Here is a 15767-nt window from a genome sequence, read left to right as displayed (position 1 = left end):
AACATCTTTAACTTATTGAAATATTTGGCTTTCCAAGTAATTCAATATATTTTGGGATGCCGTTAAATTATTCTTTGGAATCAAGGTGTTTTGCACAAAATCATTGCGTTCTTCTTTCATCCAATCGTTACCATTCAACACCACATTTTCGACAAAATCTACTAATTGTTTTTTGTTTCTGGATTGATAATGTACTTCCAATGCTTTTTCTCCATAACGACTCCACTCTTTCATAATAGACTCATTTCTAATCATAAATAATGAAGGCTTACCTACAATAAGATATTCAGACATAAATGAACCACAATCATGAATCAGGGCGTCGGATGTTAAAAACAGATCTGCATATTCAGAATTTTCAAACTGGCCATTCTCCAAGTTCATCCATTTATTATAATATATATCTGCTTTTTCTTTACCCCAATTTGGATCTTTCTCCAATTTAACCCTTAACAAAGGATGTGGTTTAAATGCAATTTGCATTTTATCCCTGTAATTATCAGCCAATTCTAGAAAAAAATCATGATACTCCAAAAAATTGGACACTTCATTCAACTCCGTCATTAGGTGGTGGGGAGCCCAAATAATTTTTTTTAGGGTTGGATTTTTATTTTTCCATACCTCTTCATTTGGACTTTTATTAGTCAACAGCTGATCGAATCCTGGATAGCCTGTCACAATGTTATTTTGTGCTTTGTTTATTTGTTTTTGCAAAGCTATTTCTTTGTGGATGGGAGTTTCAGAAAAAATTTTCCAAACAAGATTATGAAAATTCAAGTTATAGAAAGAATCATAATTAGTAGTCATAATGGCATAAGGCACGTAACATGTCAAAACTTCTGAAAACTGTTTTATGAAAAAACTTTCGTCTTGCAAGCCTTCATACGGATTTGTGTAAAATACCATATCAGGAGAAAAAGTTTTTTTTATGTCCAAATACTTCCCCGTTTCATCATCATACGTTTTAATAACATTGTATCCCTTTTTTCTATATGATTCAAATGATTTGTTCATTTCAAATAACATATTTTCCTTGCCATAATTCACTGCGGGGCAAACAAATATAACAGGTTCGAATCTAGGATGCTGCAACATCAAATCAAAAAGAATATCATATTTCCATACAGATTCGTGAATCAAAAAGAAAGCTACTTTAATTTTTTCTTTTCCTCTAACGATTTCAAGTGCTTTTCGATGCTTGCTAGGCGCTCTCTGAATTAAATAAAAATCATATAGATTTCTAAATTTTAAAAAATGATATGTTTTGGAAAGTGAAACCCATATTTTTTCGGGCACATATTGCTTAATAATTGATTTCAAATTTTTCATGTTTTTAATAAAATCCAATTTAATAGTTATTTAAAATTGAAACAACAAATCCTACCTCATCTTCTGTCACCACAGGACTTATTGGCAAACTCAGGACTTCTTTGTGAATTTTTTCGGTAATTGGAAATGATAAATTATTCCAAGTTGAAAAAGCTTTTTGTTTATGAGGAGGAATTGGATAATGAATCATCGTTTGAATTCCTTTTTCTAGTAAATACTGCTGTAATTCTTCTCTATTTTCGGTTCGAATGACAAACAAATGAAAAACGTGATTGTCTGTCAAATCCCAAAAAGGCAAGGTGATTTTATCATTTTTTATTTCATTTAAATAGCGTTTAGCAATTGCTTTTCTGACATTGTTTTCTGCATCTAAATTGGGCAATTTGACATTCAAGAAAGCGGCTTGCAATTCGTCCAATCGTGAATTTACACCAATAAATTCATTCTTGTATTTTGCCTCGGAGCCATAATTTCTCAAAGACTGAATGACTTTTGCCAAGTCATCATCATTGGTGGTAACTGCCCCTCCATCTCCCAAAGCGCCCAAATTTTTCCCGGGATAAAAGCTAAAAGCGGCAGCATTGGATACATTTCCTGATTTTCCGAAATTTGAAATGGCTCCGTGGGCTTGTGCGGCATCCTCGATAACCAAAAGATTATTTTGCAGTGCAATTTCATTGATTGCATCCATTTCGGCTAATTGTCCATAAAGATGAACTGCTAGAATTGCCTTGGTTTTACTTGTGATTTTTTCTTGAATTAAAACAGGATTGAGATTGTAGGTTTTTAATTTTGGCTCAACCAAAACAGGAATCAAATCGGCTTCCAAAATTGCCAAAATACTAGCGATATAAGTATTGGCAGGAACGATTACTTCATCCCCTTTTTGCAATTTTCCCAGTTGAATGTAGCCTTTAAAAATCAAGACCAAGGCATCAAAACCGTTCCCTACACCAACACAATATTTTGTTCCACAATAATGGGAAAAACTGCTTTCAAATGCTGCAACTTTATTGCCCAAAATATACCAGCCCTTTTCTAAAACCAATTTCAATTTTTCTTGAAAAGCGGTTTCATAAGGTTCGTTTACTTTTTTTAAGTCAAGGAATTTTATCATAAAATAAAGCTGTCTAATTTTGTGTAATTTTTAGTTTCAAATTTTAAAAAATATTGAACAGTTGCCTGAGCCCCAAAACTTTCTTTCCAATATGCCAAACCTGTATTCAAAACAAGTCCATTTTTTTCAGAGGAACTCCCAAAACTTATATATTTTTTATCCAAAAATTTACGAACAATGAAATCAAAAAGAATATCCAAAGCAGCTGTGTCTTTTCTATCATCAGCACCTGAGCTATATTGAAAATGAGCAACATTTTCCATTATAAAAACTACAACACCCGCTTTTAAAACTCCATCTATATAAGCATTAAATAATTTAATTTTATTTGGAAAAAGCAACGACAAAGTTTTGATTTCATTTACAGTGTGAACCGGCAAAACATCAAATCTATTTCTTAAATTGGGAATTAGAATTTCATCCCAAAAACCCTCATAATTATCATCTTCTCGTATTTCAATTCCTAAATCATTGGCTATTTTTAAAGCTCGATTTCTATTCCGATTTGGCTTATATTCCTGCCCCCTATCAATAACCATATATACATCTGAACGATAAACATTTGCGTTCATCAAAAAAGACACATAATCTAATTCATCTGCTAATAATTTATTATAAATTTTGGGTAGAAGTTTAAAATCAATAAAAGCAATATTATTTTGAAATAAATACAACATTAACATTCTAATAATATTCAGATATTCTTTAATTCTAATTTCGTTTTGGGTAACAATGGTGCCATAACTCAACCCTTGATGCGAGAAAACTTGGTTCCCGACAACATTGGCAGGAAGAACGGCAACCCATTTTTGGCCATCCAGAACAATCAAGGAATAATCCTGGAATCGATCGCTGTGGTATTCCATAAAATCACGATGAAATAGAAATGTAGCATTTTTGGCTTGGCCGATAAATGCATTCCAGTTCTCGTAATCGTTTTCTTTGTATAGCCTGACGGTGTAATTCTTCACTATTTAAATTTTGACTTTATAAAATTAAGCAATTCATTTTGCATACTTCCCTCCACCTACTTCTAACTTCTAACCTCCCACTTCCCACTTAAAATCACATATTTCGGGTGTAAAAATTATAATCTTTCAAAACGGTTTTTATAAAATCAATTTCATTGCCGGATTGATTTTTAATTCCGGTAACCGATTCAATTTTTTTGGATAATTTCTCAATGGTTTCCGCATCGCCTTTCTTTTCTGCAATTTGAAAAGTGTCCTTTATAATTCGCATGTCATTATCCGAAAGTTTGATGACCAACGGATAAATGGGCACATAAGCGTCCCCAATTTCTTCGAGAATGGTATGATCAATAGAGATATTGTTTTTAAGAGTGATGACGGCCGTTCCAGCTGCCATGTCACCCATTCTCTGAACTTTGGTGCTGGCCAACATGGCTATCAATCCGATTAATCCTCCCATCAAATTGTTTTCGACAATCCTGAAAAGCCAACGAATAAGATAATCACCGAACCCGGCTTGGTATCCGTCAATCTTTACAACTTTTATCTTTATCAATTTTTTTCCAATGGTTTGTCCTTCAAAAATGCTTTCGAGTGTCACGGAATAAATCATGACCGGGAAGAAAAAAAATAGTATTACAGACATTCTTGACCACATATCTACTCGATCCAACAGATTGGCAATACCCAGCAAATAAAAAAAGACGTAACCAATAACAATAATATAAGCCACTTTTATGAGGAAATCCAACAAACTGGCCAACATTCTCTCACCTACTGAAGCCGCTTTAAAATTTATTACAACATTTTGTGTTGTACTTATAGATAATTCTGACATATTTCTTATTTTAGCACTCGATGAGAGAAATTGCGTTTATAAAAATCAATAAAGAAAAATGGCTTGAGTTTGAGCAAGCTATTTTTGGTAAAGCTAAAAAAAATCCTGATGAAATGGCAAATTTATACATTCAATTAATGAATGATTTGTCTTACGCTCAAAGCTATTATCCCAAAAGCAAAACCGTTGTTTATCTAAACTATTTAGCCTCACAGATTTACCAGAAAATTTACAAGACCAAACGAACGGAAAGCAATCGATTGGCTTATTTCTTCAAAACCGAAGTTCCGCTAATCGTTTACGACTATCGCAGGTATTTGGTTTATGCTTTCGTGCTTTTCTTTGCTACAGTTTTCCTCGGAGTTATTTCTGCCCGATACGATGCCGATTTTGTTCGATTAATCCTGGGCGACGGCTATGTCAACGAAACCTTGGAAAACATCAAGGCTGGGAATCCGGTGGCCATTTATAAATCGGGAAGCAATTGGGGCAGTTTTATTGGCATCACTTTCAATAATTTGAAGGTGGGAATGACCTGTTACCTTTTTGGGATTTTTGGTGGTATTGGCACTTTTTATATTTCCCTTCAAAACGCCATTATGCTGGGTTCTTTCCAATATTTTTTCTTGCAACAAGGCGTTTTCTGGAAAAGTGTTCGCGGCATTTGGATACATGGTTCGATGGAAATTTTCGGCATCGTGATCGAAACTGCCGCCGGTTACATTCTAGGTGCTTCCATCCTATTCCCCAAAACCTATTCGAGAATGAATTCTTTTAAAATTGGCTTCAAAAACAGTTTCAAAATATTTTTGAGTACCGTACCTTTTACCATTGCAGCGGGCTTTCTGGAAGGTTTCATCACCCGCTATTCCATTGATATGCCCAACTGGTTGAGCAGTTTTATCATTTTGTTCACCTTGGCAATTATCTCTTTTTATTACCTGATTTATCCTTTTATTGTTCACAAAAAAATACCATCTATCTAATGTTCGAACTCTACAAAAAGCGTGATTTAAGCGCCAATTTCTCCGATACCATTGCTTTTTTTAAAACTTTTGGAAAGCATTATTTCAAAAATTATTTTGTCATCAACGGTATTTTCTTGATGGTATTGGTTGTTTTGATTTATTTTATTTCCAAAGTTTATATGGAAGTGCTTTTCTCCGGAATAACCAATATGAAGAATAATCCAAACTACCTGATGGCCTATTTCAACAATAATATGGCTCTCATTGCAGGAGGTTTCATCATCACTTTTCTACTAATTGTCGTTTTGTCGATGCTCAATATCAGTTATCCGGTGATTTATTTGGGACTTGTAGAAAAAACAAACGGCAATGCTTTTGCAATCCAAGAAATTATGGGCGGTTTGAAAGCAAATATTGGAAAAATGATTATGTTCTTGTTGGGAAGTATATTCATTATAATGCCTCTGGCCTTCATCGTTTTTGGCGTGCTTGTTTTCCTCTGTTTGATACTCATCGGGATTCCGCTGATCATCATTGTGGGCTCGGCTTTCATATCTTGGATTACGTTGTCTTACTATGAATATATTCTGAAAGATGTTGGTTATTTTACGGCTTTATCCAATGGATTTGGCTTAGTCAAGCAACAATTTTGGACTATCGTGGGGACCACATTTCTAATGATGATGTTGGTCCAAATCATACAAGGATTTATCACGATGATTCCTTATGTAATCAGCATAATTTGGATGTTTGTTTCCACTCAAGACATACAATCTCAAACTTCACGAACCGACACTTTTTCGACAATGGGAATTCTATTTGCCGTGATAATGGTGTTCTCGGTCTTGTTGAGTTACATTTTCAATAATTTTATTCTCGTCAATCAAGGACTTATTTATTATGGTTTGCAGGAAGAAAAAGAAAACAATTCCACCAAAAGTCAAATCGATTTAATTGGCACTGACCTTGAATAAAATCCTCATTATAATACTGTTTTTCTTTTGTTCCAATGTTGGAGCCAAAGACTCGTTGGCTGTAGCTAAAAAAGAAAAAATCGTTTTTACAGAAAAAGATATCGTTGTCGATTCGGCTTTTGTCGCACTAAAACCGTTTGCCAAAAATTTCAAAACCAAGTACACCGACAAGGAATTTATCTACGAATTTAAAACGCCCGAGAAAAATGCCTGGGATCGGTTCAAAGAATGGCTGGCCAACTTCTTCAAGAATATATTCAGCTTTACGGATAGCAAATCAGCTGCAAATTTTGTGAATATTTTACTCCGAACCATCGCAATTCTTATTGTTGTCGCCGTAATTTACATGATCGTAAAAGCCATAATGAACAAGGAGGGACAATGGATTTTTGGCAAAAATTCCGATAGAAAAATCATCAATTATGACGAAATCGAGAAAAACCTTCATTTGGTAGATTTCGAAAAACTCATTCAAAAAAGCCTAGAATCGGGCGAAAATCGATTGACTATTCGCTATTATTACCTTTGGTTGCTCAAAAAAATGTCCGAAAAACAACTCATCGAATGGGATGTCGAAAAAACCAACTCCGATTATCTATATGAAATAAAAGACGAAGCCCAAAAAGAGGATTTTGCGTATTTATCGTATTTATACAATAATATTTGGTATGGAGAATTCGAATTGGACGAAGCCACTTTTACAAAAGCCAAAAACGCTTTCGAAAAATCAATAAAAAAAATCAACAATGGATAAAACGCTGAAAATCTACATCGCTCTTTTGGTGTTGCTCATTGCGGCTATTGTTGTAATCGACAGCAATCGCCCGAAACCCATTGATTGGACACCAACCTTTTCCCTCAAAGACAAAATTCCTTACGGAATGTATGTTTTCGACCAGGAAATTGAGTCACTTTTGAAAGGTCAAAAAATCAGGAAATTCAACACGACTCCTTATGAATATTTCGACAGTAAATTTGACTATGACACGCTCGTAAACGATTACCGAATAAAGGGAACTTTTCTAAGCATTTCCAAAATTTCGAATTTAGACGCAGCATCGATTACCGAAATTTGCTCCTTTGTCAATCACGGAAACAATGCTTTTATCAGTTCCGAAATGATTCCGAATGCCTTATTGGACAGTTTGAACCTGAAAATGGACAGCGAATACAAATACTCGGACAGCATCTACAATTGGGTCGCCAACAAAAAACTCGGAAATCAAAAATACAAAATCACCGAAGGCGTCAACAACAATTATTTTTCTAAAATTGACACCCTGAACACAACTGTTTTGGGCTATCAAAATGGCGACAGCACCAGAGTGAATTTCATAAAAGTCAACTACAAAAGTGGTGTATTTTATTTGCACACCCAACCCGTGGCGTTTACCAATTTTCATTTATTGAAAGGAAATCATCACGAATATGCCGAAAAAGTCTTGTCTTACATCCCTGAAGGAAAAGTGTTTTGGTGCACCAAAGATCAAACTGGAGAAGTGATTTCAGATTCGCCAATGCGTTATATTTTGAGTCAACCGGCGCTCAAATGGGCTTGGTATATTTTCTTGATGGGAATGCTTGTTTTCATCTTTTTCAATGCCAAACGAAAACAAAGAGTCGTTCCCATCATCAAACCATTAGCCAACACCACGGTCGATTTCACGAAAACCATCGGGAATTTGTATTATCAGGAAGGCGACCACAACAACATTATCGACAAAAAAATTATTTATTTTCTCGAAAAAATTCGCAACGAATATTTGATTGACACGCATAAATTAGACGATGATTTTATCAAAAAATTGCATCATAAATCAGGAAAAAAATCAGAAGACATTCAAAATGTGGTGTCTTTGATAAAAGCCTATCGAAAAAATAATTACATAAGCATCGAAGATGATTTGCTGCAAATTAATAATGCGATAGAAAAAATAATGAACTAATTAAAAAATAAAAATTCAGCCACGAATTACACGAATTTACACAAATTTTATTTCCACCTAAATAGGAATTTGTGTAATTTAAAACGACAAACAATTCGTGTAATTCGTGGCTAAAAAAACAAAAATATATGGAAGAAATAACCAACTCTGAAAATCCTACCGAAAACGTAAATTTTCAATCTCGAATTAACTTGGAACCGCTTTTGGAAAGCATCAACACCATCAAACAGGAACTCGGAACCGTTATCGTGGGACAAAGTAAAATGATCGATCAATTGCTGGTCGCTATTTTGTCTAACGGTCACGTTTTGCTCGAAGGTGTTCCCGGTGTAGCCAAAACGATTACTGCTAAATTGTTGTCCAAAACCTTGAACATTGGCTTCAGCCGAATCCAATTTACGCCCGATTTGATGCCTTCGGACATTTTGGGAACCTCGGTTTTCGACTTGAAAAAATCAGAATTTGAATTCAAAAAAGGCCCTATTTTTTCCAACTTGATTTTGATTGACGAAATCAATCGAGCGCCGGCAAAAACACAAGCCGCACTTTTTGAAGTAATGGAAGAACGCCAAATCACCATCGATGGTACAACATACGTTTTGGACACGCCATTTTTGGTCATTGCAACACAAAACCCAATCGAACAAGAAGGAACCTATCGTTTGCCGGAAGCGCAATTAGACCGTTTTCTGTTCAAAATTTCTATCGATTATCCAAAAATGGACGAGGAAATCCTGATTATCCAAAGAGAACATTTACTCCAAAACCAAGGAAAACTCGACAACATCAAAACCTTGCTTTCTTCGGAAGAAATCAAATACTATCAAGCTCTGGTCAAACAAATTATCGTCGAACAAAACCTGCTGGAATACATTGCCAAAATCGTGATTAACACCCGTGAAAATGCCTTTTTGTATCTCGGTGCTTCGCCTCGTGCTTCAATAGCGATTTTGAATGCCGCCAAAGGTTTTGCTGCCATTCGCGGACGTGATTTCGTGACTCCAGAAGACATCAAGGAAGCTGCTATTCCTGTGTTGCAACACCGTGTCATCGTAACGCCAGAACGCGAAATGGAAGGAATTACAAGTATCGAAATAATCAAGCAGATTTTGGAAAGTGTGGAGATTCCGAGGTGATTACTAGTTTCTTAATTTAATAATTATAAAGTTTAATAAATATTTTGCGTATTAACAAGCTAACAACTCCAGCTATGAAAAAAATCCTTCTATTACTTATCATTTTGGTCACTCAAACTACAACATTTGCCCAAAAGAATTATATTGACCAACCATTTATTGAGACAGTTGCTAATGCAGATACATTGGTAATACCAGATAAAATTTTTATATCGATAAATCTGAACGAAGCTGACAGCAAGAATAAAAAATCAGTAGAAGACCAAGAAAAAATGATTGAAGCTACTCTTAAAAGCCTAAACATAAATACTGAAAAAGATTTATCCTTGCTTGATTTTTCAAGCAATTTTAAAAACTATTTTTTGAAAGGACAAAATATTATTAAGTCAAAAATGTACTCATTACTGGTCAGAGATGCAGTGACAGCAGGAAAAGTATTGGCTGAACTAGAAAGTATTGGAATTTCAAATGTAAACATAGAAAGAACTGAATATTCAAAAGAAGAAGAATTAATTTTAGCATTAAAATCAATAGCGGTAAGAAAAACAAAGCAAACGGCCGAAAAATTGGCCCATCCATTATCTCAAAAAGTTGGAAAAGCTATATATATTTCTGATTTAAATACTATTTCTAATTCTTTGCAAGGTAAAGCTCCAGGAATAACAATAAGAGGAATGTCTAGTATTTATGGCAGTAGAGCAACAGACCCAATTTACACTGAATTTCAAAAAGTGAAATTTGAAGTTCAAGTAAGTGTAAAATATTTACTTGAATAAAATACACAACTGGTTACACGACATCTTTGTCAAAGTTTTGAACTTTGACAAAGATTTAAAAACCTTAATTATCAAGTTTCCAGACACTAAAATTATGAAACTACTAAAAAGTTTATACATCAACAATTTCTTTTTCTATGCGCTTTTGGGCGTGGTGGGATTGTTTGTTTTATTGGGAAGCGTTGAGGATTCTGAGGTGGGTTTAAAATATAAACTTTGGTAAAGTAAATTATGTCAAGAAAAAAATAAGCTTTTCTCTAAATAAAAGTAGAAATGGAAAGTTTATAAAAAAACGAAACCCGACGGTTTGAATTGCTTCAGGGACAAACATCGGGAATAAGATTCAGCAAAGATAAGCAAATAAATCAAAAAACAAACGAAATTATGAGATATTCAGAATTCGAAGAAATAATGTCTGTTGCGAGAATGAGTCGCTACACCACTGCAACTGCTTCAACAAAAAAAGCAATGACTTTATATCGCTTGAATTTAAGGTTATCCCAAGAACTTTTTACCGTAATTTGCTGTTTTGAAATTTGTTTGCGAAATGCTATAAACAAGCACAACATCGCAAAAACAGGAAATGATTGGCTTCAAAATGGAGCAGCTCAAGGCGGTTGTTTTGATAACATCAAATGCAAATTTACTTGTATAAATATAAATGATGCTATCTACAAATTAAATCACAACTACACTCACAGTAAGCTGGTTGCTGAACTTGGCTTTGGATTTTGGAGATTTATGTTTGCACAAAATCAATATACCGCCACAGGAAAAACTTTATTAAAAATATTTCCTTTGAAACCAACCAGTACTCCACTAACCCAATACAATAATGTTCATATATTCAATCAATTGTCCAGAATCAACGACATAAGAAACCGAATTGCCCATCACGAACCCTATATGCTTTATTGCTGGTCAGCCCGTAAAAGACACAATTTATGCAAGAGAACATTATGCTATAATCAAACAATTATTCCAATGGATGAATATTAATGAATCTGCACTACTTTATGGTCTTGACCACGTAGAGACAATCTGTAATCAAATTGACGCATTATGATTATCCTCAACAATATTTACTAAAAAAAGTTCTCTATTTATGAAACTACTAAAAAGTTTATACATCAACAATTTCTTTTTCTATGCGCTTTTGGGCGTGGTGGGATTGTTTGTTTTATCCTTCATATTTCCCGCTTTGTATAACGCCACTTGGTATGTTTTGTTGGTACTTTTGACTTTTTTGGTTCTGGATGTCCTGATTTTGTTTTTCACCAAAAACGGCATCGAAGGAACTAGAATGATGCCCGAAAAATTATCTAATGGCGATGAAAACGAAATAAGAGTTGGCATTAAAAACTATTATACGTTTCCGATTTCGGTGAAAATAATTGACGAAATTCCGTTTCAGTTTCAGGTTCGTAATTTTAATATCAAACAAAAAATAAAAGCCTCTTCGGAAAAAGAAATCCAATATTATTTGCGTCCCACCGAGCGTGGCGAATATTATTTTGGAAATTTGAACGTTTATGTTTCTTCGCCCCTATTTTTAATTTCGAGACGATTCCAATTCGACAATCAAAGAATGGTGCCGACTTATCCATCCTACATTCAGTTACGAAAATACAGTTTGATGGCTTTTTCCAACAATTTGTTTCAATATGGTATCAAGAAAATCCGAAGAATTGGTCACACTATGGAGTTTGAACAAATCAAGGAATACAATCAAGGCGACGACATTAGAACCTTAAATTGGAAAGCTACTGCCAAGAAAAATGCCTTAATGGTCAACCAATTTCAGGACGAAAAATCGCAATCGGTTTATATGATTATCGATAAAGGCCGCGTGATGAAAATGCCTTTCAACGGACTGAGTTTGCTGGATTATGCCATCAATGCCACGCTGGTTTTATCGAATGTCATCTTGAAAAAACAGGACAAGGCGGGAATGTTGACCTTTTCCAAAAAAGTGGAAAACCGGGTTTTTGCCGAAAGACGAGCTTCACAAATGCACAAAATTCTGGAAACCTTGTACAACATCAAAACCGATTTTTTCGAAAGTGATTTCAGCCGTTTGTACACCGACATCAAGAAAAACATCAATCAAAGAAGTTTGATTGTTTTGTACACTAATTTCGAAACTATGGACGGTTTGCATCGCCAACTTCCCTATTTAAAAGGGATTGCCAAAAACCATTTGTTGGTTGTGGTTTTCTTCCAGAACACCGAACTGAATGAACTCATCAACAAAAAAGCCGAAAACATTCAAGAAGTTTACGACAAAGTAATCGCCGAGAAATTTTCTTTCGAAAAACGATTAATCGTCAACGAACTCAAAAAATACGGGATTTATTCGGTACTCACCCAACCCGAAAACCTGACTTTGGACACCATCAATAAATATTTGGAAATCAAGGCGAGAGGGATTCTTTAATTTTAGATTGCAGAATTTAGATCGCAGAATTCAGGTTGCAGAGTTTAGATTTTTGATTGCGCCTATTTGAAATTTATGCAAACAGATACTAACCCATTATTCATCGATTTTTAGTGCCTTGATTTGCCATTTGTATTTAACAGCCAATAATCGGACGGAAATAATAAAAAGCGAAGTTGTCAAATACACCATATCGTTATCCATATTTATTTTTTTCAATCCAAAAAACACAATTCCTCCAGCCACACAAATGGTCGCATAGATTTCCTGCTTAAATAAATTTGGCACCTCGGCACATAAAATATCCCGAGTCACCCCTCCAAAACAGGCAGTAATTGTGCCCAATGCAACACATATAACAGGATTTAATCCAAAAACCAAACCTTTTTCAAGTCCAACCAAGGTATATAAACCCAATCCTATTGTATCAAATAAAAATAGCGAAATACGAAAATATTCCAATTTTTTATGAAAAAAAATAGCCAATAGATAACCCAAAACGGCAACATAAATATAGATCAAATTTTCAGTTTTGAGCCAGAAAACCTTTTCACCCATCAATACATCACGCAAAGTTCCGCCACCAAAAGAGGTGGCAAGTGCAATGACGAAAACGCCAAAAAGATCCAATTTTTTATGCATTCCAGTCAAGGAACCCGACATAGCAAAAGCAACAACACCTATTATTTCTAAAAATTTGAACATCAAAACAGAGATTTATTTATTTTTTTGCAAAAATAAACCAAATCATTCTATTTCTTTTAGTCAATCTCTATAATTCCTTTTTAAAAAAATCTTAGTATTTTAGCAAATTCAAAACACTTATCTTTTATACATTGAAACAAATCGCTTCGGTTCAAAATCCGTTCATCAAATCCTTGGTGCTTTTACAGGAAAAAGCAAAAGCAAGAAAACAATCCGGCACTTTTTTGATTGAAGGCAAAAGAGAAATCGAAATTGCCCTAAAAGGCGGTTACGAAATGGAAACGATTTTGTTTTTGCCCGAAATCATCTCGGAAAAAGAAGCACACCAACTTTCGAGAACTGCCGAATTGATCGAAATTTCGAAAGAAGTCTATCAAAAACTGGCTTACAGAGATACTACCGAAGGCATTTTGGCTGTAGCCAAAACCAAATCCCTGCAGTTATCGGATTTGAAATTATCTGAAAATCCTTTGATTCTCGTTGCCGAAGCTCCTGAAAAACCAGGAAATATTGGTGCTTTATTGCGAACTGCCGATGCAGCCAATCTCGATGCCGTGATTATTGCCAATCCCAAAAGTGATTTGTACAATCCGAATATTGTTCGCTCCAGCGTGGGTTGTTTGTTTACCAACCAAATTGCAACAGGAACAACAACCGAAATTATTGCCTTCTTGAAAGAACAAAACATCCATATTTATTGTGCGACTTTGCAAAATTCAACTTCCTATCACACCCAAGATTACACCAATCCGACCGCTTTGGTTGTTGGAACCGAAGCCACAGGACTGACCCAAGAATGGCGAGATGCCGCCACACAAAACATCATCATCCCGATGCAGGGCGAAATCGACAGCATGAACGTTTCGGTTGCCGCAGCCATTTTGATTTTCGAAGCCAAAAGACAGAGAGGGTTTTAGTTGGGAGTTGGAAGATGGGAGTTGGAAGAAGTCCTTAAACTACGCTCAGGATCACAGATGGAAGACGACAGATTATAGAAACTTAGAATTAAAAAATGAATACGAAAAAATTAATTGCCTTATTGTTATTGTTTATTGCTTGTAACTCATTTGCACAAATAAGCGAAAAACAAGTTGACGAATTGGTCGAAAACACATTAAAAAGCTTCAATGTTCCCGGAATCGCCGTTGCGATTGTCAAAGACGGAAAAGTGGTTCTTGCCAAAGGTTATGGAATAAAATCGATGCTTACCAAAGAGAAAGTCGATGCCAACACCTTGTTTGGAATTGCTTCGAACAGCAAAGCTTTTACGACTGCTGCTTTGGCCATGTTGGTCGATGAAAAAAAAATAAAATGGGACGATAAAGTGACCCAATATCTTCCCGATTTCAAAATGTATAACGACTATGTAACCAACGAATTTACTATTCGGGATTTAGTGACACATCGCAGTGGATTGGGGCTTGGCGCAGGCGATTTGATGATTTGGCCTGACGGAAGCGACTTTAAAACGACGGATATTATTCATAATTTACAGTACTTGAAACCTGTTTCGGCTTTTAGAACCAAATACGATTACGACAATTTATTGTACATCGTGGCGGGCGAAGTTATTGCGAAAGTGAGTGGAAAATCGTGGTGCGATTTTATTGAAGAACGCATTATGAAACCTTTGGAAATGAATCATAGTGCTGCTTCTTTTGTACGATTGAAAGACACTTCAAATGTTATTGCTCCACACGTTCCTACCGATGGAAAACTCAAAATAATTTCGCGCTATAAAAATCAGACTTTCGATGCTGCAGCCGGAATTTATTCGAATGTAAATGATCTGGGCAAATGGATGATTGTGCAATTGCAAAACGGAAAATATGGTTCCGAAAACCAACTCCAATTGTTTTCTAAAAAGGAACAAAACGAAATGTGGAGTCTTCAAACCATCATTCCCGCCAACACAAAACCTCCTTATAACACGCACTTTAGCGGCTACGGACTCGGTTGGTTTTTGAGTGATGTCAAAGGCTACAAACAAGTGACCCACACTGGTGGATTGGAAGGAATTGTGACTCAAACCACCTTGTTTCCAGAATTGAATTTGGGAATTGTGGTGTTGACCAATCAACAATCAGGAGCAGCATTTACCGCTATTACCAATACCATCAAAGACAGTTATCTTGATATTCCGTACACCAATTATGTAGAAATCTACAGCAAAAGAGAAAAAGACAACATCGCCGAAGCCGATAAAACCACCAATGAAGTTTGGGCTACCATTGCCAAAAATCAAAAAGAAAAGCTAAAAATCGATTATAAAAAATATACAGGTTTGTATGTTGACAATTGGTTTGGAAAAATTGAACTTTTTGAAAAAAAAGGAAAATTGTTATTTAAATCCATTCGATCGCCAAAACTTGTTGGTGAAGTTTTCTTTTACAAAGACAATACATTTACCGTAAAATGGAATAATCGAAGTTTCAATGCGGATGCTTTTTTATTATTTGAAATGGATGAAACTGGAAAATCAATTCAAATTAAAATGAAACCCATATCCGATTTAACAGACTTTAGTTATGATTTTCAGGATTTAGATCTAATTAGAGTTCAGTAACAAC

At 35.1% G+C, this 15767-nt stretch carries 16 protein-coding genes; 11 read left to right on the top strand and 5 right to left on the bottom strand.

Features of this window, described 5'->3' with window-relative positions:
- Positions 1 to 12: 12 nt before the first annotated feature.
- From OZP13_RS01995 to OZP13_RS01980, 4 genes are all read right to left on the bottom strand, one after another.
- A complete protein-coding gene (locus OZP13_RS01995; protein WP_281298460.1) occupies positions 13 to 1329 on the bottom strand; it encodes a CDP-glycerol glycerophosphotransferase family protein in 1317 nt (438 codons plus the stop codon).
- A gap of 19 nt (positions 1330 to 1348) precedes the next feature.
- Positions 1349 to 2446 carry a DegT/DnrJ/EryC1/StrS family aminotransferase gene (locus tag OZP13_RS01990; RefSeq protein WP_269242040.1) on the bottom strand — a complete coding sequence of 366 codons (1098 nt, stop codon included), beginning with the start codon at positions 2444 to 2446 and terminating at the stop codon, positions 1349 to 1351.
- Positions 2443 to 3276: a GNAT family N-acetyltransferase gene (locus OZP13_RS01985; protein ID WP_269242039.1), complete on the bottom strand. Its 834-nt coding sequence runs from the start codon at positions 3274 to 3276 to the stop codon at positions 2443 to 2445. The genes OZP13_RS01990 and OZP13_RS01985 overlap by 4 nt, the downstream gene beginning before the upstream one ends.
- Positions 3277 to 3511: 235 nt before the next feature.
- Complete coding sequence (locus OZP13_RS01980; RefSeq protein WP_281298459.1) at positions 3512 to 4255, bottom strand: RDD family protein; 744 nt, start codon at positions 4253 to 4255, stop codon at positions 3512 to 3514.
- Positions 4256 to 4275: 20 nt separating this feature from the next.
- Between OZP13_RS01980 and OZP13_RS01975 the strand changes: the two genes are divergently transcribed.
- From OZP13_RS01975 to OZP13_RS01935, 9 genes are all read left to right on the top strand, one after another.
- Positions 4276 to 5241, top strand: coding sequence for a stage II sporulation protein M (locus tag OZP13_RS01975; protein ID WP_281298458.1), 966 nt, complete (start codon positions 4276 to 4278; stop codon positions 5239 to 5241).
- The gene (locus OZP13_RS01970; RefSeq protein ID WP_281298457.1) at positions 5241 to 6197 is read left to right on the top strand and encodes a hypothetical protein; all 957 of its coding nucleotides are present in this window, start codon (positions 5241 to 5243) and stop codon (positions 6195 to 6197) included. The genes OZP13_RS01975 and OZP13_RS01970 overlap by 1 nt, the downstream gene beginning before the upstream one ends.
- Positions 6190 to 6951: a DUF4129 domain-containing protein gene (locus tag OZP13_RS01965; protein ID WP_281298456.1), complete on the top strand. Its 762-nt coding sequence runs from the start codon at positions 6190 to 6192 to the stop codon at positions 6949 to 6951. The genes OZP13_RS01970 and OZP13_RS01965 overlap by 8 nt, the downstream gene beginning before the upstream one ends.
- The gene (locus OZP13_RS01960; RefSeq protein ID WP_281298455.1) at positions 6944 to 8143 is read left to right on the top strand and encodes a DUF4350 family protein; all 1200 of its coding nucleotides are present in this window, start codon (positions 6944 to 6946) and stop codon (positions 8141 to 8143) included. Before OZP13_RS01965 ends, OZP13_RS01960 begins: the two co-directional genes overlap by 8 nt.
- 128 nt (positions 8144 to 8271) lie before the next feature.
- Positions 8272 to 9279, top strand: coding sequence for an AAA family ATPase (locus OZP13_RS01955; protein WP_281298454.1), 1008 nt, complete (start codon positions 8272 to 8274; stop codon positions 9277 to 9279).
- Between the two features lie 74 nt (positions 9280 to 9353).
- Complete coding sequence (locus OZP13_RS01950) at positions 9354 to 10055, top strand: SIMPL domain-containing protein (protein WP_281298453.1); 702 nt, start codon at positions 9354 to 9356, stop codon at positions 10053 to 10055.
- A gap of 94 nt (positions 10056 to 10149) precedes the next feature.
- Positions 10150 to 10278 (top strand): hypothetical protein, encoded by a 129-nt coding sequence (locus tag OZP13_RS01945; protein ID WP_269242034.1) that lies wholly within the window; start codon positions 10150 to 10152, stop codon positions 10276 to 10278.
- A 161-nt stretch (positions 10279 to 10439) separates the two neighbouring features.
- Positions 10440 to 11054 (top strand): Abi family protein, encoded by a 615-nt coding sequence (locus OZP13_RS01940; RefSeq protein WP_269242033.1) that lies wholly within the window; start codon positions 10440 to 10442, stop codon positions 11052 to 11054.
- Between the two features lie 106 nt (positions 11055 to 11160).
- Positions 11161 to 12492, top strand: a complete 1332-nt coding sequence (locus OZP13_RS01935) for a DUF58 domain-containing protein (RefSeq protein WP_269242032.1) — start codon at positions 11161 to 11163, stop codon at positions 12490 to 12492.
- A gap of 96 nt (positions 12493 to 12588) precedes the next feature.
- On the opposite strand, the gene OZP13_RS01930 is transcribed toward OZP13_RS01935, so the two are convergent.
- On the bottom strand, positions 12589 to 13197 hold the full coding sequence (locus OZP13_RS01930; RefSeq protein ID WP_269242031.1) for a trimeric intracellular cation channel family protein: 609 nt from the start codon (positions 13195 to 13197) through the stop codon (positions 12589 to 12591).
- A 131-nt stretch (positions 13198 to 13328) separates the two neighbouring features.
- On the opposite strand from OZP13_RS01930, the gene OZP13_RS01925 reads away from it, so the two are divergent.
- Positions 13329 to 14114 carry a TrmH family RNA methyltransferase gene (locus tag OZP13_RS01925; RefSeq protein WP_281298452.1) on the top strand — a complete coding sequence of 262 codons (786 nt, stop codon included), beginning with the start codon at positions 13329 to 13331 and terminating at the stop codon, positions 14112 to 14114.
- 95 nt (positions 14115 to 14209) lie between these two features.
- Entirely contained in the window at positions 14210 to 15763 is a 1554-nt protein-coding gene (locus tag OZP13_RS01920) for a serine hydrolase (RefSeq protein ID WP_281298451.1), read from the top strand.
- Positions 15764 to 15767 lie beyond the last annotated feature (4 nt).

The organism is Flavobacterium limnophilum (assembly GCF_027111315.2).
Lineage (GTDB): Bacteria > Bacteroidota > Bacteroidia > Flavobacteriales > Flavobacteriaceae > Flavobacterium > Flavobacterium limnophilum.
Note: the sequence above shows the minus strand (reverse complement) of the source record. Positions and strands in the feature narration are given on the sequence as shown.

What these genes read in the sequence shown, in the direction of transcription:
- OZP13_RS01975 (WP_281298458.1), top strand. Translation starts at nt 4,276, where the DNA reads ATGAGAGAAATTGCGTTTATAAAAATCAATAAAGAAAAATGGCTTGAG.
- OZP13_RS01940 (WP_269242033.1), top strand. Translation starts at nt 10,440, where the DNA reads ATGAGATATTCAGAATTCGAAGAAATAATGTCTGTTGCGAGAATGAGT.
- OZP13_RS01935 (WP_269242032.1), top strand. Translation starts at nt 11,161, where the DNA reads ATGAAACTACTAAAAAGTTTATACATCAACAATTTCTTTTTCTATGCG.
- OZP13_RS01960 (WP_281298455.1), top strand. Translation starts at nt 6,944, where the DNA reads ATGGATAAAACGCTGAAAATCTACATCGCTCTTTTGGTGTTGCTCATT.
- OZP13_RS01980 (WP_281298459.1), bottom strand. Translation starts at nt 4,255, where the DNA reads ATGTCAGAATTATCTATAAGTACAACACAAAATGTTGTAATAAATTTT.
- OZP13_RS01970 (WP_281298457.1), top strand. Translation starts at nt 5,241, where the DNA reads ATGTTCGAACTCTACAAAAAGCGTGATTTAAGCGCCAATTTCTCCGAT.
- OZP13_RS01950 (WP_281298453.1), top strand. Translation starts at nt 9,354, where the DNA reads ATGAAAAAAATCCTTCTATTACTTATCATTTTGGTCACTCAAACTACA.
- OZP13_RS01920 (WP_281298451.1), top strand. Translation starts at nt 14,210, where the DNA reads ATGAATACGAAAAAATTAATTGCCTTATTGTTATTGTTTATTGCTTGT.
- OZP13_RS01955 (WP_281298454.1), top strand. Translation starts at nt 8,272, where the DNA reads ATGGAAGAAATAACCAACTCTGAAAATCCTACCGAAAACGTAAATTTT.
- OZP13_RS01945 (WP_269242034.1), top strand. Translation starts at nt 10,150, where the DNA reads ATGAAACTACTAAAAAGTTTATACATCAACAATTTCTTTTTCTATGCG.
- OZP13_RS01995 (WP_281298460.1), bottom strand. Translation starts at nt 1,329, where the DNA reads ATGAAAAATTTGAAATCAATTATTAAGCAATATGTGCCCGAAAAAATA.
- OZP13_RS01990 (WP_269242040.1), bottom strand. Translation starts at nt 2,446, where the DNA reads ATGATAAAATTCCTTGACTTAAAAAAAGTAAACGAACCTTATGAAACC.
- OZP13_RS01930 (WP_269242031.1), bottom strand. Translation starts at nt 13,197, where the DNA reads ATGTTCAAATTTTTAGAAATAATAGGTGTTGTTGCTTTTGCTATGTCG.